General features: G+C 41.1%; 10 protein-coding genes and 1 pseudogene. 4 read left to right on the top strand and 7 right to left on the bottom strand.

The features are described from left to right. Positions 1–55: 55 nt before the first annotated feature. The 6 genes from DXA15_RS05525 to nadB form a co-directional block, all read right to left on the bottom strand. The gene (locus DXA15_RS05525; protein ID WP_233566892.1) at positions 56–3,322 is read right to left on the bottom strand and encodes a glycosyl hydrolase; all 3,267 of its coding nucleotides are present in this window, start codon (positions 3,320–3,322) and stop codon (positions 56–58) included. 162 nt (positions 3,323–3,484) lie between these two features. After that, positions 3,485–5,116 carry a RagB/SusD family nutrient uptake outer membrane protein gene (locus DXA15_RS05520; protein ID WP_233566890.1) on the bottom strand — a complete coding sequence of 544 codons (1,632 nt, stop codon included), beginning with the start codon at positions 5,114–5,116 and terminating at the stop codon, positions 3,485–3,487. Positions 5,117–5,127: 11 nt separating this feature from the next. Beyond that, positions 5,128–7,671, bottom strand: coding sequence for a TonB-dependent receptor (locus tag DXA15_RS05515; RefSeq protein WP_233566888.1), 2,544 nt, complete (start codon positions 7,669–7,671; stop codon positions 5,128–5,130). After that, complete coding sequence (locus DXA15_RS26050) at positions 7,644–8,510, bottom strand: SusC/RagA family TonB-linked outer membrane protein (protein ID WP_233566886.1); 867 nt, start codon at positions 8,508–8,510, stop codon at positions 7,644–7,646. Before DXA15_RS26050 ends, DXA15_RS05515 begins: the two co-directional genes overlap by 28 nt. A 133-nt stretch (positions 8,511–8,643) precedes the next feature. After that, entirely contained in the window at positions 8,644–9,579 is a 936-nt protein-coding gene (locus DXA15_RS05510) for a FecR family protein (RefSeq protein ID WP_128133374.1), read from the bottom strand. 131 nt (positions 9,580–9,710) lie between these two features. Then, on the bottom strand, positions 9,711–11,285 hold the full coding sequence (gene nadB, locus DXA15_RS05505) for an L-aspartate oxidase (protein WP_128133373.1): 1,575 nt from the start codon (positions 11,283–11,285) through the stop codon (positions 9,711–9,713). A gap of 202 nt (positions 11,286–11,487) precedes the next feature. Between nadB and DXA15_RS05500 the strand changes: the two are divergent. Then, positions 11,488–12,182, top strand: a pseudogene (locus DXA15_RS05500) (hypothetical protein). An 88-nt stretch (positions 12,183–12,270) separates the two neighbouring features. Here DXA15_RS05500 and DXA15_RS05495 read toward each other — a convergent pair. Further along, a complete protein-coding gene (locus DXA15_RS05495) occupies positions 12,271–16,215 on the bottom strand; it encodes a two-component regulator propeller domain-containing protein (RefSeq protein WP_128133372.1) in 3,945 nt (1,314 codons plus the stop codon). Between the two features lie 324 nt (positions 16,216–16,539). Between DXA15_RS05495 and DXA15_RS26045 the strand changes: the two genes are divergently transcribed. Genes DXA15_RS26045 through DXA15_RS05485 form a run of 3 tightly spaced genes read left to right on the top strand, consistent with a single transcriptional unit; the run spans position 16,540 to position 21,522 of the window. Further along, positions 16,540–17,754, top strand: coding sequence for a SusC/RagA family TonB-linked outer membrane protein (locus DXA15_RS26045; protein WP_233566882.1), 1,215 nt, complete (start codon positions 16,540–16,542; stop codon positions 17,752–17,754). Positions 17,755–17,768: 14 nt separating this feature from the next. Next, positions 17,769–19,748, top strand: a complete 1,980-nt coding sequence (locus DXA15_RS26040; protein WP_233566880.1) for a SusC/RagA family TonB-linked outer membrane protein — start codon at positions 17,769–17,771, stop codon at positions 19,746–19,748. 13 nt (positions 19,749–19,761) lie between these two features. Then, positions 19,762–21,522, top strand: coding sequence for a RagB/SusD family nutrient uptake outer membrane protein (locus DXA15_RS05485; RefSeq protein WP_128133371.1), 1,761 nt, complete (start codon positions 19,762–19,764; stop codon positions 21,520–21,522). Positions 21,523–21,531: the final 9 nt, after the last annotated feature.

Genomic DNA, 21,531 nt, shown 5'->3' with positions numbered 1-21,531 from the left:
TTGTTCTCAAAAAAAGATTAAAATGCGGACAAATATCCTCATAATCGGAGATATCCTATCTTTTAATCGTGACAGGTCCTATAAGCCCTGAAGGCATCAGCTTGTATGCTGGCGAAAAACCAATATTCGTTTTGGTAATCCTTTTTTCTTCAGGCTGTGAAGCGTCATAGACCAACCGGTTCCACCAAGTATTGGTTACTGCTATTTCAAGAATATTTCCTTTCGGTTTGCAATATTGAGAAATTTCAAGTCTCCATGGAGCGCACCATACAGTACCCAGGTCATTCCCATTTAAACGGACAGTTGCCAGGTCGTGAACTGTTCCTAAATCAAGGAAAAGATTTTCTTCGGATAATATATCAAGATCAAATTCTTTACGATAAACCACTGTACCGGAATAATATTTGATTTCGGGTATATTGTTTGTTGTCAGATCCTGTAATGAATTGTAAATTACGGGCTCGCCAGGGCCTCCGGATTTAGGATCGAAATGCAGGCTCCATAAAGTATCAAGTGTTTTGACTACCGTATGCTCCGTGTAGTTAACTCCATCCTGCCGGGTATCAGAAGTAGGTTTACGGAAAACAACAAAAAGACCTTGGTAAGGTGCTAGCTGCATAGGTACGGTTGTTATCGAATCAGTGATTGAAAAGGCTTTTGCCGAACTTGTTGAACCATCAACCGGGTTCCAAAATTCCGGTACTTTTCCTGTCATACGAAACCTGGCATTTATATTTTCAGTTGTATTCCTTCGGTTAATAACAAAATATATATCAGTTTCTCCTTCTCTGCGATGGATAAAATCTATTTTTACGGGTGCTATTCCATAGCTGGCTATTTCATTCTCATTCATGTATGAGAAATCTCTTTCAATAGCATTTTTCTTTAATACGTCTGCAATTTTGAATCCACTGATAACACGTCCTTTGCCTACAATGCGATCAACTGGTTCATCCGTTTCGCCCCATAGTTTTTGGGTAATTTCACGAAGTATTTTTTCACTTTGGGGGAAATCTTTTAATCCTGGGGTTTTAACGAATCGCGGACCTATAACTGTTGCTCCTTCCTGAACTAATTCGAGAATCTTATGAGCAACTTCAACTGGAACAATCCCGGATTCAGGAAGAACAAGTACCTGATAATTCATTCCGTCAGGCAGGTAAATCCGACCATCCCGGACGGATAAACGGGTCATTATGATTTCTGTATTGCACACATCATAGTCGTATCCAAAGCCACGGTCAGGATCTATATTCTTCGGGGATACGAAACAGGGAACAAGATCTCCTTCATAATAAAGTACATCTGCAACGAAATGTCCGCGTCGAAGCATGTATTGGCAGCGTGCCAGATAGTCCGTAAATGATTTTGCCTGATTCCACCATGTAATCCGGTTATTGAAATGAATTCCGGCAGCAAATACAGTTCCCGGAGTTCCATTTGCAGGGCCGGATGTTGCAGAACCATGAAATGTTATATCGTTGATACCTTCACAAAAAGCGACATTGGCCCGTGGTAACAAAGTGGCAGGAGAACTTACCCAATGGGTAAAACTGGTAAATGCTTCCGAAGCCGTTCTCTTTTTCCCGTATAAATGAGAAGCACTGGCTGCTTGTTTGGTATTGACATTCTGGCGTCCCTCGTACCATTCTTCCGGGAGTGATCCGCTGTGATGTACTGCCTGTATCCATTGGTTTTCACTCCAATGGCCGCTATACCAGAATTCTCCGACCGGAACATCCAATCTTCCCAGATTCTTCAAACCGTCATTCATCATCAGTCGGGGAAGATGTTGTCCGCCGGCTTCCGCACGTACCATAACACCTTTTTCATGTGCGCGGTCTGCCCATACTTTATAATGTCCATCTGCAACACAATCTGCAATCGTCCGGCGTACGTCATTCAAAAAACGTTCTGTGATATCTGTATTTTCAATTATTTCGCCGGCCATAGCTGCAAGATAGGGTTTTGGATCATAACCCCGGCGATTACGGAACTCTTCCAGCATTTTTTTTGTCCATGAATAGATACCATGAATTTCTACATTATCTTCATGCAGATATTTAAAAGTTATTCCCTCATGTTTTTCAGCTTCACTGATTAGTATTCCACTACTATGATCAAAATCAAAGGATGTAGACTCTACTGATAAATAATCAGGCAGTAAACCGCCACCGACCGGAATCTTAACAAAAGCGGTTCCAACCCTGATGACTTTCCATTTTCCTTCCGGGACTTTCCAGTTTAAATTTCCATCCGGTGATATTTTATTGGTCAAGTCAATCGCATCCTTTGTACGGAGTGGCAACTTTTCAGAAGAAGCCCGTAATGGCTCGAGAGGGAAAGCCTGTTCCACCTGTAGTTTTGATGTGCCGATGGGAGTCAATGGATTCATCAGGCCGCGTTTGGCATTCATTAAAGCAACCTGGTGAACGTCCTCTTTGGTTCCAAGAGATACCATACGAACAGATTCGTTTGTCCCTTTCTTCAGGATAAGCCGGAAAAAACGAGCAGTGCATTCGGGTACGGACTGATAAACGTTTTGATAAACAATGCCGACTGAATGAAGCGTGTCGACTGGTTGATATGTTTTTCCGTCTTCCGAAAACTCAAGTATTGTTGTTCCCTCCCGTTCAAGATATACAAAATCGACTTTTTGGGGATGTTTATAATCAAATAGAATCCATGATTCTTCCGTCTCATTTTTCGGATTCCAAACGGTGTTGTAATCGCCATCCAGCATATTGTTGATATCTTTGGCATTACTACTAACTGAAATAGAGGGTTTAAATGATACAGGATCATGGACAGGATAAGCTAGAACAACATCATCCTTATATAGTCCGCTAACTCCGGATGGCATATTTAATTTCCCGGAAAATTGGGATTGCCCTTCAAGAATCGTTTCGCTGCATGCTACTCGTTTTGCCCCGTTTTCCTGATTGACCCAGGGACCACCGGAAGGCCATCCGCTACTTACATTAGCCCCACATTCCAGACCCAGACGGGCGCATTCCTGTACGGTATGGCGATATAACTCAAGCCAGGATTCACTTAAAAAAGGAACATCCGGCATTCCCCCATGATAGAACACGACAACTCCACCTATTCCCTTTTTACTTAATTCTTCCAAATGTTCTGTTATAGCAGGTTTATCTACATTATCATACCACCACATAAATACCCACGGACGATATTCTTTAGGTGGATTCAGAAAATGATCGATTGCTGTATTAGATCTCTCTGCAGCATGAATGGGACCTGATAATAAACCGGCAAAGAGTAGGATCGCAATAATTACAGATATTATTTTTTTACTCATCATTCTATTTTGATAAACTGTTTTTATAATATTACATTAGTCTTCCTGATATAGGTGTAGAGATTTGTATATTTCACATGTTCAATACACTTATAAAGTTCTAAGGACTGTATTGGTGTTTTACAGTCCTTAGATTAAGTCTATTTCAGAGTCGAAACAGAACTAATTTATCTCATATCCCGGGTTCTGCTCCAGGCTATTGTTACTTTTCTGGATTTCAGAGAAAGCTATAGGCAGGCGGTAAAATGCATCTTTCCATTCATTCTTCCGAGAATCCTGAGTCAATTTATATCGATTATAAGTAAATGTTCCATCATTATTCTTTATAATCTCATGGCCCATTATATGTGTAGTCTCTGTTTTTTCTGCTATCTTCCAGCGACGTACATCAAAATAACGATGTCCTTCGAAAGCCAATTCAATCATACGTTCATGGTATATTTTATTCAGTAATTCCTCTCCGGAGGCTGTTACAGGAGGCATTTTAACTCCTTCACGATCTCTTATTTTATTTATGTATTTACGTGCAAGATCTTCATTTCCCAAATGATATTGGGCTTCTGCATAATTGAGATACATTTCTGACAACCGGAATAGCGGAAAAGGTCCCGTATAATGTCTTGTTTCTGAAATGCCTTTATCCTCTTCTATAAACTTCCTTATATAGTAACCTGTCATGGTGGCATCCTGATTTGTGGCATCATAACCTCCTATATAAGTTTCTATTTTGCGATTCACAAAATCGGAACCGTTATAATAGATCGATGCATAGAAACGAGGGTCTCTGTTTGCATAAGGGTCGGATGGGTCGTACATTGATTTAGGGTTGACTGTTCCCAATTCACTATCGGTAACCGGAATTTCACCATCTATTGTTTCGTAAGCATCTACTATATTCAGGGAGGGAGCTACCCATGCACGTCCGTTATCTCCTGCGGTGCCAAGAAAAAAGGTTAATCGGCTGTAGTAGGTCTCATTGAATTCTTTTGTGAAGATAAATTCGCTACAGTTTACATCCAGAAACATTTTCTGATAATCTGTTGCCAGTGTATATCCTTTGTCGAAAAGAGCAGCAGCAGCTTCGGCTGCTTTTTGCCATTTCTGTTTATCGTTGGACGGATTATTCAATATACTTGCATCATAGAGTAATACTCGTGATTTAAGCGCGCGAGCAGCATTTCCACTAGCCCTGTTTCTTACTGAAGGTTTATCTGGGAGGTCGGTTATTGCCTCATCCAGATTTTTTACTATATAAGTAACACATTCATCCCATGAGCTTCTTTTTACTTGCGACCAGTCGCTATTGATATCATAAGCCTCCTCTATAATGGGAACACCTCCATATGACCAGATCAATTTGGCATAAATATAAGCACGTATGAATTTCATCTCTGCAATAAGCTCTTTTTTTACAGACTCATTAACCGATGATTCCTCTATGTTTTTAAAGAATACATTGATATTGTGTATGAATTTATACGAATTATCCCATACATATAATATGTTGCTTAGAGAGCCAACATTGTCGGCTGTCAATATGTTTTCCCGGACAAGATTACAACTACCGTTATTGTATTTACTGAAATTATCATCTCCGAAAAACATTATCTCATAATAATTATCCTTCGTACAAATACCACTATATTGTTCATTTACAAACATTTTTAGCAGGTTTTCGTCCTGCCAGACTAAAGGATCAGGATATCTGTCGGTTGGTGTTATGTCAAGCACATCACTACAGGAAGATAATAACATGATCCATGTTATGCTTACTAAATATATTATCTTTTTCATCATGTGTATTTTTAAAATGAAACGTTTACACCCAGATTTATCAATCGCATCGGATTCAGGTCCCATCCTCCGTTGGCAACTTCCGGATCTATACCGAATTTGCTGGTATGGTCAATAGAGAATAGGTTTGTCCCGCTCACATATACCCGGGCTCTTGACAAACCCACTTTAGATATGATCTCTTTAGGAATTCTGTATCCTATCTCTGCATTTTTGAGTTTGAAGAAATTAGCACTGATCTGAGTGAAAGTTGTTCCACCTATACCATATGCTGTACCTAACCGTGGTTTTGTACCATTCGGATTATCAGGGGTCATAGTATCTTCTGTCCACCATTGCAATATATTAGCACCACCGTTTGAAGTTGCGGGGTTAACCCAGTCTTCACGAAGGTAAAAGACTGCACGTGCTTGTCCTTGGAAGCCTAACGTCAGATCGAATTGTTTCCAACTTAGATTGATGTTGATACCATAAGTGATATCAGGTATATTAGTCAGATCCTGGCGTACCTGGTCCAGTGAATTGATTTCACCGTCTCCGTTGACGTCTCTGATTTTGATATCTCCGGCTACTGTTCCCGGTCTTTTGGGTACATTCGGGTCTGCAATGTCTGCTTCGTTATATATTCCGATCGCTTCGTATCTTAATGCTGCACCGATAGGTTTTCCTTCTTCTTTCTGGTATATTTCCGCCATGGGCGTTTCATCTTTAAATATTACTTTATTCCGGGCGTAAGTCAGGTTGCCGGATATTGAATAAGAAAAATCTTTGGTAGGGTCATCCCTGAAACCAAGCATCATTTCAACTCCTTTATTTTCGGTTTCTCCGATGTTTTCGTCAGGTAAACTCAAGCCTGTGAATGTAGGGATTGATGCATTACGTTTTGTCAGGATATCCTTTCTGTTTGTTTTGAACCAATCGAATTCAAAAGTCAAACGGTTATTCAAGAATCCAGTTTCCAATCCGATATCATACGTTTCGGCTTTTTCCCAGGTAATATTAGGATTGGGTACATTTGCCTGAGATATGCCTGAGTACTGTGTTCCGTTAAAAACTGAGCCGTCTGCCAACGTATACATCGTTAGATATTGGAATGAGTCTTTGAGATAATCATTACCCATTTTTCCCCATGAACCACGTGCTTTCAAATTGCTTAACCAGGTAATATCCTTCATGAAGTTTTCTTTGGATATTGTCCAGCCTCCTGAAACTCCGGGGAAGAATCCAAAACGATTTCCTGAAGGGAAGTTATGGGAACCATCGTATCTGAACTGGAATTGTAGCATGTATTTATGATCATAGTCATATAATACTCGTCCGAAGTAGTTTCTTCTGGCTGTTTTTGCTGAACTACTGTGATTTGTCTGTGTATTGGCATCTCCGGCATTCAATTCTCCCAATGCACTTGTAGGGAAATTAGTACGTTTGCCGTCCAATGCAGTACTTTTGGTTTGATTCTGTTCGAAACCGACAAAGGCATCCACCGTATGTACGTCAGCAAATGTGTTCAAATAATTGACACGTACATTTCCGTTTATATACTCAGTCCGCTTTTCCTCAATAAATAGCTGAGGAGCAGTTGTATGACCCATTAATTTTTCATAAGTATTGCTACTTTCATCATAGCTATATACATAATATACATCTTCGAATTGTTTGTAGTTCTGACCAAAATAGTCATATGCTATACTGCCTTTTAACGACAGACCTTTCACCCAGGGTATCGAGATGTCGATGGTGGATTGTCCGTTAAATACCCATGTTTTTGAAGCAGTACTACCGGCATCTCCTGTAGAGATAACCAAGGGATTATAATTACCCCATCCCTGATTTGTCGGATAATCTGTTCCAGGCCAGTATGCATGAGCTGTTGGTGCACTCAAACCGACCCAACTGTACATCCCGTTACCACTGGCTTGCCCATTATACGGTAAAGTCCGGTCTGTGTTTTTACCAAACAAGTCAAAAGTAAGTTTTATATAGTCGTTTATTTTTGCATCTATGTTTGACCGGACATTGTACATGCGGTTCTTCATAGAGCTTTCTCTGTAAGGAGAACCTTGATCCAGGAACCCTGCGGATACAAGATAAGTTAAGTTATCCATACCTCCTGTAAGTTGTATATTTGCTTTGTCCTGACCAGACCAGTTCTTTTGTACTACGTCATACCAGTTGGTATTAGGATAATGTTGTGGATCTGATCCGTCGGCGAATTTCTGTATCTCATCTTCTGTCCATCGAGCGCTGAGTCCTCTGACTTCATTTGCCAGGTTCTGAGCTCTTGCATATGAAGCTGAGTTTGCCATTTTTACAGTCCGGGTAGGCTGTGTAAATGAATGATTATAAGAGACTGAAATGGTCGGTTTTCCTACTTTACCACGTTTGGTGGTAATCAATATAACTCCATTTGCTGCACGAGAACCATATATTGCGGCTGAAGCATCCTTCAATACAGTGATTGATTCAATATCTTCCGGATCAAACCGACTGAATATACCTCCTTCTTCAGAACGAACAACACCGTCGATTACATAAAGCGGATCGTTGGATACCAAGGAATTCTGACCTCTGATACGTATGGTTGACTCGTCTGCCCCTGGTTCACCATTTCGGTGTTAATAATAACACCCGAAAGACGTCCTGCTAATCCGGAGGCCATATTGGCTGTTGGGCTGAGTGAAATATCTTTAGATTTTAAAGAAGTGATAGCACCTGTAACCACTTCCTTTTTTTGAGTTCCGTATCCTACGACTACAACTTCATCCAATGCTTGCAAGTCTTCTTTCATGATAACATCCAATGATGTTTTATTCTGTACCCGGATTTCTTGTGTAAGATATCCGATATAGGATATTTGTAACATTGAAGAAGGAGAAACCGTTAAGGTATAATTACCATTTATATCTGTCATGGTGCCGTTTACAGTTCCTACTTCTATAACATTTGCTCCAATGATGGCTTCACCGTTTGAATCGGTTACCTTACCGGATATTCTTTTGCCACTTTGTTGCTTTTTTTCCGTTGTATTTTTCATTAACAGGATATTGTTACCTTCTACAGCATATACTACATCCGAGTTCTTAAAAAGAATTTTCAGAACTTCTGCTACGGAGATATCTGAAGCCTTTAATGATACTTTTTGTGACAGATCTACATTTTCATAATTGTAAACAAATAGATAATCCGTTTGTGACTCGATCTGACTGATAATATCCTTCATGTGCATATTTTCGGCTTGGATATTTACTTTAGTCGTCTGAGAATTGGCATTATTTGCCCAAACACTTGAAATACATAACAGAAATAATAAAAAGGTTAACTTCATAAGTCTGAATATGTGTTTAAAATTTGATAATAATAGGGCATACTTCTTCCCTATAGGTTTTTTTTTCATAACTTTGAAAAATCTAGAAAGTTAGTACTAAAATCAATTTGCTGTTGTGTCAGAGTACTGACTGTGATAACCGGGTTATGTTGGAGCATGATCCGGTTAATTTTTACATTCCATTTTTTATCTCATAGGCATTCTATTTTATAGTTATTAGATTTAAATCGTTATTTTTGGTATAACTGAATTTATGTTCTATCTGCAAGACTTTTAATACTTGCTCGATACCATCTTTTGTTCTGAACTTACCGGAATACCGACTGTTTAAAAATTTCTTATTGTGAGTCTCTATATTAATGTCGTAGTATAGTTTGAGTTTCTCAATAATTGTTGCAACCGATTCATTGTTGAAACAGATGAGTCCCTCTTTCCATCTGAAATAATCATAATCGGTAATATTGTTTATAATCAGTTTGTTGTTTTTTAATTTGATGTGTTCTTTCTCTTTCATCCGATAGGTGGATGAGAGGTTGGGCGAAGATAATTCTATACATCCTCTTAATAATGATACTTCAAAATCAGAAGAATAGGAAGTTACATTGAATTCTGTGCCTAAGACCTGTATGTCCATTTGACGAGTTTTTACAATAAAAGGTTGTTTTTCATTATGAACAACGTCAAAATAGGCTTCCCCGTTTAATTCTACCTGACGGTTTCCTTTTCCAAAACTGACAGGATATATAAGCTTACTATGTGCATTGAGCCATACTCGTGTACTATCCGGTAAAATTAACTCGGCACGTTGTCCGGCAGGTACATATAGTGTCTGATAGGTAATAATACTTTCTTCGGTAGTGTTTGTTTCGAATAATTTCGTGCCTCCCCAGAATATGATCAGTATAGCGGCTATTTTGGCCAATTCATAGCCTATTTTCCGGAAAGAGACAGTCCTTTTCTTCTTTTGGTTATCGGCCCGATTATCCGCTTGATTCAGTAGAGAGATATCATTTAGTTTATGTAATGCCATAAATTCCCGGACGTTATTTTCATCTGCATCTAACCAGTCGACTACGGCAATGATTTCTTCCGGGTTGACATTTCCTTCTACGTATCTTTGTAATATCTCTTTATCCATATAGGCTTACTAGTGTGTATTATTTTTGTCTTGTATAGAAAAGACAACACAAGTTCAGAAATCCCTAGTAGGAAAATGAAATATTTTAAACAAAAAGAGCATCCCGTGAATCAGAGATGCTCTTTTTTGTTTTACTGTTCCTTCTTTACCGGCGGATAATCCAACGTATAATGCAATCCGCGGCTCTCTTTTCGTTCGATGGCCTGGCGCATGATTAAATAACCTACATTAATCATATTACGCAGTTCGCAGATATCTTTCGAAGCTACCGAGCGTTTGAACAGGCTCTCCGTTTCTTCATAAATGATATCCAGACGGTCCCAGGCACGTTTCAGGCGCAGGTCGGAGCGGACGATGCCGACGTATGTACTCATGATTTGTCCCACTTCTTTCACACTTTGGGTGATAAGGACCATTTCTTCCAGAGAGGTCGTGCCCTCGTCGTTCCATTCCGGGATGTTTTCCTGATACTTCAATGAATCAATGATTCCTAAACTGTGTTTGGCTGCTGCATCGGCATAGACAACGGCTTCGATTAGTGAGTTGGATGCCAAACGGTTGCCACCATGTAAACCGGTGCAGGAACATTCGCCTACCGCATAGAGACGGTCGATAGAAGAACGTGCATCCAAATCTACCTTGATACCTCCGCATAGATAATGGGCGGCAGGAGCTACCGGGATATAATCCTTGGTAATGTCGATGCCCAGGCTCAGGCATTTCTCATAAATATTCGGGAAATGTTTCTTTGTCTCTTCCGGGTCTTTGTGTGTAACGTCCAGATATACATGGTCATCTCCACGGGTATCCATTTCGTTTTTGATGGCGCGTGCCACAATATCGCGGGGAGCCAGTGAAAGACGTTTATCATATTTCTGCATGAACTCTTTTCCGTCCAGCGTACGCAAAACGCCGCCGTAACCACGCATCGCTTCCGTAATCAGGAAGGAAGGGCGGTCGCCCGGATGGTACAAGGCCGTTGGATGGAACTGTACAAACTCCATGTCCTTAACGGTCCCTTTTGCACGGTAAACCATCGCTATGCCGTCGCCTGTGGCTACCAACGGATTGGTCGTTGTCTGGTAAACGGCACCTACACCGCCGGTTGCAATCAGCGTTACCTTGGAAAGGAAGGTGTCGATTCGTCCGTCCGGGTCCATGATATAGGCGCCGTAGCATTCTATATCCGGTGTCTGGCGGGTGACAGTGACACCCAGATGGTGTTGCGTCAGTATTTCGATTGCGAAATGATTCTCAAATACGGTGATGTTGGGGTGTTTTTGGATGGCCTGAATCAGGCTATCCTGTATTTCGGCACCTGTATTGTCTTTATGGTGCAGGATGCGGAATTCGGAATGTCCCCCTTCACGATGCAGGTCGAAGTTGCCTTTCTCGTCCTTGTCGAAGTCTACACCCCAGCTGATTAGCTCTTTGATTTGCTGAGGGGCGTTGCGCACGACCTTTTCCACGGCATCGCGGTAGCTGAGCCAGTCGCCGGCTATCATTGTATCTTCAATATGTTTGTCGAAATTATCAACAATCAGGTTCGTTACCGAGGCGATGCCTCCCTGAGCGAAATATGTGTTAGCTTCTTCCAGATTAGTTTTGCATACCAGGGCTACTTTTCCCTTGCTGGCAACTTTAAGTGCGAAACTCATTCCTGCAATACCGGAACCTATCACTAAGAAATCGAATCTTTGTACCATAAGACATTACTGTTTAGACCGCCAAAGTTAGGAATTAACTTTTATGGTTGTACCCTTCGATGCCCCTTTCCTTATAAATAAGGGCGAAATAGGCATTCTTTTGCTATTTTTAAAAGAAAAGCCATAAACATTCGCTGACTTCCCCTGTTTTAACTACGCATTGGATATCCGGCTTATTATTAATACTTAAACGTTTTGAAATATGAAATCTAAAGTTTTACTGTTAGCTTTGGCCGCTATGTTGGCAGGCGGGGCTATGGCACAAGATTGTACATTCTTTTTCCCTACGACAAAAGGTACTAAACTGGTGAAAAAGAGTTATGACGGCAAAGGAAACCTGTCAGGTGTAATGACTTATGTAGTGGATGAGGTGGAAAGTAAACAATCCGGCCTGGAAGTCGAAGCCGGCTACGTGTTCGTCAATAATGGCGGAACAGTTATCGACAAAGGCGAACTGGAGGCTTTTTGCCAGGATGGCGAATTCTTTATGGATATGAAAGAGGTGCTGTCCAATCCATCTTTTGTTACTACAACGAATACCGCAGTGGCGGCTACCGATGCCGTAATCAATTATCCGAGCGTAGCGCAAGGAGCATCTTCGGATGATGTCTATTTCGACGATGCAGTCATCAACATTTATTCAAAGAAGAATCGTAAAGACAGGAAGAACATTTCGATTTACGACCGCGAATATGTGAAAACCGAAGAGATTACCACTCCGGCAGGAACGTTCGATTGCACGAAGGTAAAATTTAAAATCAAATCACGTTCCCCGAAAGAAACAATCGAGGTTACGGATATGAATGGTATGCTCCCAATATCGGGGTAGTCCGCACGGAACAATACAATAATAATAATGTATTGCAATCTTATTCCGTACTCGAAGAAGTAAAATAAGTAAAATATATTCCTTTTTGGAATTGTTTGACCGGTTTAAGTGGATACGCTGTTGCTGTGAAGCGGCGGCGTATTTTCTTTTCCCCTGTCAACTCTCTTTCCTTCTGTTTTTTTCTTTAAATTGGGTTGGAGTCATTCCTTTGACTTGTTTAAATATGGTACTGAAATACCGTTGATAAGTGAAACCTACTTCATAAGATATTTCCGATATGGTCAAATCCGTTTGTATAAGCATCAAAGAGGCTTTCTCTATCCGGATTTTATTGATGTAATCGTTAACGCCCATACCGGTAAGAACCTTTACCTTATTATATAAGGAAGCACGGCTCATAGTCATCTTTTTCATCAGATAGCTTACATCGAGGTCCGGGTTGGCCAGGTTATTATCTATCAGTTCATTCATCTTCGACATGAAATGTTCGTCTGCATTGCTGATTGTGGCCTCCTGTGGCAGGAGCAGGGTAGAGGATTCTTTATATTTTTGTTTGATGGCTTCCCGGCTTTTTAGCAAGTTAAGAATGATAGTCAGCAGGAAGTCTAACTCAAACGGTTTCGGGATATAAAAATCTGCACCGAGCTTATACCCTTGTTCGGTACTTTCCTGGTCGCATTTGGCTGTCAGCAGAATGATGGGGATATGGCTGATTTCAATATCGTTCTTTATATTCTTACAGAGTTCATAGCCGTCCATTTGGGGCATCATGACGTCGCTGACGATGATATCCGGTTGTTTAGCTTTCGTTATTTCCAGGGCGGCAAGACCATTTTCTGCGGTATAAACCTGCTTGAATATATCTTTGAACGAATCTTTCAGGAAAAGCCGAAGTTCATCTTTATCTTCTACGATGAGTAAAGAATATCCTGCACAAGAAATTCCGGTCGCGGACAAGTCTAACGGTATAGATAAATTTTCTTTGTTTTCTGTTTCCTGTGTTTCCTGTTGTCCGGACGTTGTATTTTCGGGCGATATGGGTAACTCATAATAGAAGGTTGCGCCTTTATCCGGATTATTATATGCACCTATGTGTCCTCCGTGCATTTCAATCAATACTTTGGCATAAGACAGACCGATTCCGCTACCGCTTTTATTGTGTTTGCCCTGATAAAAACGGTTGAAGAGCTTCCGGGGGTCGACATTCTGTAAGCCGATACCCTGGTCTGCGACGGCGACTCTGACATAGTTACCCATCAGTTGGGTCGATACTGTTATTTGTGTTTCCGGTTCGCAGAATTTAAGGGCATTCATCAGAATATTGGAAAAAATAGTCTGGCATTTCCATTCGTCGAACCAGATTGACTCAATCTGAGTATCCAGCTGATATATCAGCTGGATACTCTTTTCCTCTAATTCAGTTTTGAAATCTTCGGAGACGGAGACTATCCATTTATTTAACGGGTGAGGCTGTTTTTGTAAAGACTTCTGCTCCGTTTTGATGCGGTTTAGGTCGAGAACCATGTTAATCAGGTTTTTCATTTTTCTCGACTGTTTGTAAATAGTATTTAACTGGCCGTGAATAACTTCGGGATTCAGATTTTCATGGCTGGTGTCGATAAGTCTTTTCAACGGAGCGTAAATGAGTGTAAGGGGAGTCCTGAGTTCATGGCTTATATTGACCAGGAACTGTATCTTTTCTTCGTTCATGGCCTGCTCATGTTCTTTCATCTCCCATTTCAGTCGGTTTTCTTTTTTCTTCAGGATAGTATATACCGTAGCAGTAATGATTCCTATGATTAACAGGATTGCGCTGACAATAAAAAGATTGCTTTTATACCAGGGCGGGGTGATATGGAGTGTGAGTATCTTTTTGGGCTGGCTCCATATCCCGCTTTTCGTATTGTAGGATGCAATAATCGAATAACTTCCCGGGAGTAGTACCGGCAGATTTAATTTGTTGTTATAAGATTCGATGTATTGTTCGTTTGCCCCTTCTATTTTGTAGCGGAACATTGTTTTTCTGAATATATCTTTCTGGTTTATATTGAACACGACCGATAGAGATGTGTAATTCCAGGGAACCGTAATTGACCGTTGGGTTGCATCGAACTCTTTCAGATAAGTGCTTCCGTTGAATAGAATATCGGATAAATTTATTTCCGGTTGGAGGTCATTATTGTATGAGATATTCTTATCTATTTTTACCAGTCCGTCGGTTCCTGCCAGGTAAATGTTATTTGTTTTGGACTGTTCCTGATACATAAACAGGATTTCATTCGGCGAAAATCCATCGGATTCGCTCCAGATAATAAATCTCCCTTCATCGATAACATACGAAAAGAGCATATTCTGTGCACCTATCCAGAGACGCCCTTTATCGTCGAGGAAAAGATAAGACACGTTATTGAAAAGCCGGGTATTGATCCGGTGCAATACTTTCTCATTCAGATTGTAATAGCTGAGTCCCTGGTCGCTTCCTATCCAGACGGTCCCTTTTTTATCATAACAAAGGGTATGGATAGTTTCGCTTGGTTCAGTGGTGAATAGAAGGGACAGGCTGTCGTTCTTCTGTAATGTCTGTAAGACATAATTCTCTTTTATCATAAAAATAAGTGAATCGTCCGCATAGGTCAGGTTCAGCGCTTCCAGGGAGAAATCGGTTTCTTTTGTTTTTATGGTAGAGAAGGTCTTTGTCTCAGGATAGTAGATACGTGCACTGAGCGACAGAATATATATTTTGTCGTTGCTGACTTTATGCGCCAGGGGCATAAAGCCGTAATAACATTCTTCTGTATTGATCTGGTTGTTGACAATGGTAAATGGGGTGTATTTCCCCGTTTTTTTGTTGAAAACAACTATTCCCTGATTGAATAACGAGACCAGAAGCTCCGTGTCGGATAAGCCGGTAATGGAAGTCACCTTATCGCCGTAGGTGGAAGTAAATTGTTTGAATGTATCGGTAAATGGGTTGTATACATTGATTCCTCCGCCGTCTGTCCCTATCCATAAAAGACTGTCATTGTCTTCGTACAGGCTGGTGATGGCTTTTTCACTTAATCCGTTGGTGTTGTTTAAGGCAACGTCTTTATACGTCCTGATATAAGTTTCCTTGATTCCGAATATGCCGCCTCTCACACTACCGGCCCAGAGATTCTTTTCATTATCCATATAAAGGACAGTAATGGAATTGACGGGAAGCGAATTTGCATCTCCCGGAATATGTTGTAAGACGGTAAAATCTTTTGTGCTGGGATGATATATATTGATACCTCCGCCGTCGGTTCCTATCCATATATCCCCGTCTTTCTCCAGGATGCTGAGAATGATATTATTACTGAGTTTGGAGTTTTCGCTTTTGTAGTGGGCTATCAGTTTCCCTTTCGGGTCGTAGCAGAAAAGTCCCTGCCTGTAAGGGGATAGGTAAATATATCCTTCGGCGTTGATAAAAATGGCGGATACTGTATTGGTAAACGGCAACGAGTCGTCTTTATAAATCTCGTTTGTCGTATAATTATAGGTGAGAAGCCCATGCTTTTTTGTGTTCAGCAATACCTTATCCCCTTCTATGTTTAATATGCTGAGGATGGAATATTCTCCGGCTTCCCGTAAGTGATTTTCTGTATTGAGATGAGTACGTTCAATATTTTTGTTCTGATAATCAAAACGATAAAGTGTTTTTTCTCCTCCGAAAAGAATTCCTCCGGGTATACAGAGATAAGAAAATATCTTTTCTTTTATAATCGGGTCGAAATTGTTGTAGTCGGGATTATATTTAACCAATCCCTTATTGGTGGAAACCCAAAGATTATTGAGCGAATCTTCTGCAACAAATTGTATATAGTTGCCGGGAAGTGAATATTTATTGTCTTTTTCGTTGAAGAAACTTTTCAGTTCATGCTGGTCGTAGCAGTTTAATCCAGACTTTGTTCCTATCCATAGTATTCCTTTATGGTCGCATAAAATGGAGTTGATGCTCGATTGTGATAATCCCTGCTCGATTGCTATTTGTTTGAAATAATAGCTGGCATTGTTGCTCCGTCCGGTACCGGGTAAAAGACAGAGTAAAATAATGTATGCGATATGTGGAAAAAACTTCATAATCTAATTTTACTTTTTTTACAAATATACAGCTAAACAATGAATTCCCCAATAGGTAAAATAGTATAGGATCCAAAATCATATTCAAAAGGTTTGATTGTTATTTTCTGATAATTAGGTGTTTGTACAATAGAGGAATACTTTTAGACAGGATTTGACGCCCTTCTTGAAAGCAGACTATACATTTGTCAGCATATCTTAAATTTAAAATCAGATGAAAAAAAATGTAATTATTATGCAGAAAGGACCGCCTCCGGATAATAAACGGACTCTTAGAAAAATGATTGGTGATTTTGACTTTAAACTAAAAATACGATTAAACTTATGAATCAAGTACAGGCTAAGTATAAGCTGGTAGGTAGTCCCCTTCAAAAGGTTGGCGTACTGTTGCTGCTTATTTTGTTTATACGACCAGATGTACAGGCTGAGGCTAACAGTCCAGCTCTTGCTTCCGGTCCGGATAGTAATGTTCCGTCTATAACCCAGCAAAGAGAACAGAAAAAGCTGGTGAAGGGAACAGTCAGTGACGACACAGGCGAATTGATGATAGGAGCCACGATTTCTATCAAAGGAACGACTCAGGGAGTTCTTTCTGATATAAATGGAAATTATGAAATTGAATGTACGGATAATGATATTCTTCAGGTATCTTATCTGGGCTATACGCCTCAGGATATAAAGGTTGGTAACCGAAAAGTCATAGATGTTATTTTGACTTCCGATAATGTATTGCTGGAAGAGGTGCAAATTATCGCTTATGGAACCCAGAAGAAGTTGACTGTGACCGGCTCTGTTTCTTCGATAGACACAAAAGATTTGTTGAAATCGCCCACGTCCAGTATCGGTAATATGCTGGCCGGCTCTGTTTCGGGTATTTCAACCGTTCAGTATAGCGGACAGCCCGGAGCTGAAGACCCGGAAATATTTGTCAGAGGTATTGCTTCTTTGGATGGCGCCCGCTCACAACCATTGATTCTGGTGGATGGGGTGGAACGTTCTTTCTTCCGCATGGACCCTAATGAAATAGAGAATATTACTGTTTTGAAGGATGCTTCGGCAACGGCCGTATTCGGTGTACGGGGTGCGAATGGAGTTATCCTGGTAACGACACGTAGAGGAAAAGAAGGACGTACGGAAATATCGCTGTCTTCTTCTGTCGGTATCAGTGAAGCGATGCGTGTTCCGGAAATGATGGGGAGTTATGACCATGCCAAATATTTCAATGAGATGCAATTGAGCGACAATCCCAATTTAGGTCCCAACGATTTGAGATTCTCGCCTTATGTATTGGATATGTTCCGGACGAATGCCGATCCGATCATGTTCCCGAATACGAACTGGGAAGATTTGATGTTTAAGAAAGCATCTTTACAAACACAGCATAACCTGAATATTTCGGGGGGAACGAAAGATGTGAAGTTTTTTATTTCCCTGGGTTATCTGTATCAGGATGGTTTGCTGAAGAGATTTTATGAAAGTTATAATCCGAACTATAAAACAACCGTTATAATTACCGGGCGAATCTCGACATTAACGTAACTAAGAGTACTACTTTGAAATTGGGGTTGGGCGGACGTCTGGAAACAAAGAAAGATCCTAAGTTCGGCGAACAAAACAATTTATGGATGGAGATTCTCCGTGTGCAGCCATTCTCCAGTCCGGGCTTTGTAGATGGAAATCTGGTTCAGATTAAAAACCGTTATATCCCGATGACAATGCGTAACCTGTTCTCCATGTATTATGGAAAAGGATATACAGAGGCTTCGCAAAATACGATGAATCTGGATATGGATTTAACGCAGAAACTGGATTTTATCACCAAAGGTCTTTCTTTTAATATTAAAGGAGCTTACAATACCTCTTATACGGGAAGTAAATTATGGAATGGCTCGATGGAATCGTATACTCCGGTCTATAAATCCAGTCTGACCGATCCGGGATTGGCCATTGATGATCCTAATTTTGATCATACGATTGTGTATCAACTTGAAGGTACAGCGAGTGCTTTGTCTGCGTCGGAAGACTGGAGTACCAAGACGCGCGACTGGTATGTAGAGGCCAGTTTGCGTTACGACCGTACTTTCGGGGATCATAAAGTCGGCGGCTTGCTTTTGTATAATATGACCAAACAGTATTATCCCAAGGCTAATACGGATATCCCGAAAGGATATTTGGGATTGGTTGGGCGCGTCACTTATGCTTATAAAGATCGTTATCTGGTCGATTTCAATGCCGGTTATAACGGTTCGGAAAACTTTGCACCGGGTAAACGGTACGGATTTTTTCCGGCGGCCTCACTCGGTTGGGTGATATCGGAAGAGAAGTTTATGAAGCAGGTAGATTTTATCAGCTTCCTTAAATTAAGAGCTTCTTACGGTCTGGTTGGTAATGATATATTGAATGAATATAAACGTTTCTTGTATTTGCCGGACTCATATTCTGCCAGTTCGGGCGGATATTATTGGGGAGTGAATACGCCGCAGGCTTATCCGGGTGCATCGGAACTGATTCTGGGAAATCCGGATGTTACCTGGGAGAAGGCTGCCAAACAAAACTACGGCTTGGATATGAACCTGCTGGATCAGCGTTTGAGTTTCTCTCTGGATGTATTTTTTGAGAAACGTAAAGATATTCTTATTCAGCAAAATACAGTTCCGGGATTCGTTGCAGCCGACCTGCCTGCTGTCAATTTGGGCAAAGTGAACAATAAAGGGTATGAAATCTCTTTGGGATGGAACGATAAAATTGGCAGCAAGTTTCGCTACTGGTTGAAAGGAAATATCTCTTTCTCCAGAAATGAGATTGTCTATAAAGATGAAATTCCACAGAATGAACCTTATATGTATGAAACAGGACGTTCTATCGGTTTGAATTACGGATATGTCTTCGACCGTTTCTTTGAAGCGAAAGACTTTAATGAGGATGGTTCGACTATTACCGGAATCCCAGCACAATCGGGAACATTTAAGCCTGGTGATATTTTGTTCAAAGACCTGAATAATGACGGAGTAATCGACGGGGATGATAAAACTTATTTTGGTTATGGAGAAAATCCCGAATATATATTTGGCTTGAATGCCGGATTCGAATATAAAGGTTTTGACTTCTCGATGAATTGGACAGGGGCAACTAACGTTTCCAGACGTTTGGAAGAAGACTTTACCCGTCCGTTCAATACCGGTGACGCTCCCCTGATGAAATGGATGGTTGAGGAACGTTGGACAGAAGAGAAAGGACAATCGGCCCAATTCCCGCGCTTTACCCAAACCAACAGAATGCATAACTCGCAAATGTCGGATTTCTGGGTGAGAGATGCTTCTTATCTGCGTCTGAAGAACCTGGAGGTAGGATATACGTTGAATGCGGATGTGTTGAAGAAAGTCGGTATCCAGAAACTCAGGGTGTTTGCCAATGGGTATAACCTGCTGACATTTGACCATCTGGGATTTATCGACCCGGAATCAAAAATCAGTAATAAGAACAAGTATCCCAATACGCGTATTTACAATTTTGGAGTGAATGTAAATTTCTAATGATACAAATAGTATGAAAAGATTATTAATACCAATATCTATAATAGCCGCCTCTTTCTATTTCGGTTCATGTAACGACTTGAAGATAGGCGATGATTTTCTGGAAAAAGCCCCGGGAGCTGATGTTACCCTGGATACGATTTTTGCATCCAAGCAGTATGCCGAACGTGCTTTGGCTGCGGCTTACAGGCATTTGCCCTATGGGGTTATGTACAGTTGGGATGCTGCCGAAGACAAACTGGGAGTAGACTTGCTTGAATCGACAACCGATCTTTGCCAATCTTACCTGGGATGGGGATGTGGTGCGGAACGCCATTATTATAACGGACAATATAATGCTTCGGTTGCCGACACCTATGATGTGATGTATGCTTACACAAAAGAACGTAGTTGGGAAGCTATCCGTAAAGCGTATATTTTCTTGGAAAATGTAGACCGGGTACCGGATATGACGGCAGAGGAAAAGGCCATCCGTAAGGGTGAAGCCAAGATGGTGATAGCAGTACAGTACACTCAAATGATGCGTCATTTTGGTGGCTTGCCTTTGATTGATAAAGCTATTTATCCGGGCGATGACTATAATTATCCGCGTGAAACCATTGAAAAGACGGTCAATTTTATCGTCAACTTGTGTAATGAAGCCGCAGCTGTACTTCCCTGGCAGGTATCGGTGGAAGAAGACGGGCGTTTCACCAAAGCTGCTGCACTCGGATTGAAGGTGCGTGTGCTATTATTTGCAGCCAGTCCTTTATTCAATGACAGCCAGCCTTATCTGGATGGCGAAGCCAGTACGAACCTGATGGTTTGGTATGGAAATAAATCCGATCAACGCTGGCAGGATGTTGTGGATGCCTGTAAAGAATTCGAACAGGCAAACAACTCGGGTTCTTATTACTATCAGTTGGTTGAAACGGGCGATTACCGGCAGGATTTTCAGGATGCATGGTATAAAAGAAGAAACGGTGAAGTGTTGATATCTACACGTGTAGCCTATACTTGTCCGGATATTTGGGATGGAAACTTTTATTTTATGCAGTCGGCCGGTTGGTATGGTTGTAGCTGTCCGACATTGAATTATATCGATATGTTCGGTAATGCCGACGGTACGTCTTTTAATATAGACTGGGATAATATACCGCAGGGCGTCAATCCGTTCGAAGGCAGAGACCCCCGGTTGTATGAGACTCTTGTTATTAACGGTGACAGATGGCAGGGGCGTACAGCTGAAACCTATATCGGTGGGCAAGAACAGAAAACGGAAAATGATACGCGTTGCCGTACCGGTTCCGTTATGCGTAAGTTCCTTCGTGAACATGATTATGCCACTCTGACCGGTTCGGTTATTCACTGGCCTTATTTGCGTCTGGCTGAGATTTATTTGAGTTATGCAGAGGCTTTGAATGAACTCGGACGTACGGGCGAAGCTTATGAGTGGGTAGACAAAGTCCGTGGACGGGTCGGTTTACCGAAGTTGCAGCGTAATCTGTCACAGGAGCAATTCCGTGAAATGGTACTGAATGAACGTGCCGTGGAATTTGGTTTTGAGGAGATCAGATGGTTTGACCTGGTCCGTTGGAAACGTGCGGAAGATTTTACCAAACCTCTGTACGGTGTAAAAACCTGGCGTCAGGCAGACGGTTCTTATAAATATGAAAAATGGCAGTTGGCCGAACGTTACTGGAAGAAGAACTGGTCACCTAAATGGTATTTGTGTGCATTCCCGCCTGAAGAAATTAATAAAGGTTATGGATTGGTCCAGAATCCGGGATGGTAATTCATTTGA

Origin of the sequence: Parabacteroides sp. AM58-2XD (genome assembly GCF_003463685.1) — a bacterium.
GTDB lineage: Bacteria > Bacteroidota > Bacteroidia > Bacteroidales > Tannerellaceae > Parabacteroides > Parabacteroides segnis.
Note: the sequence above shows the minus strand (reverse complement) of the source record. Positions and strands in the feature narration are given on the sequence as shown.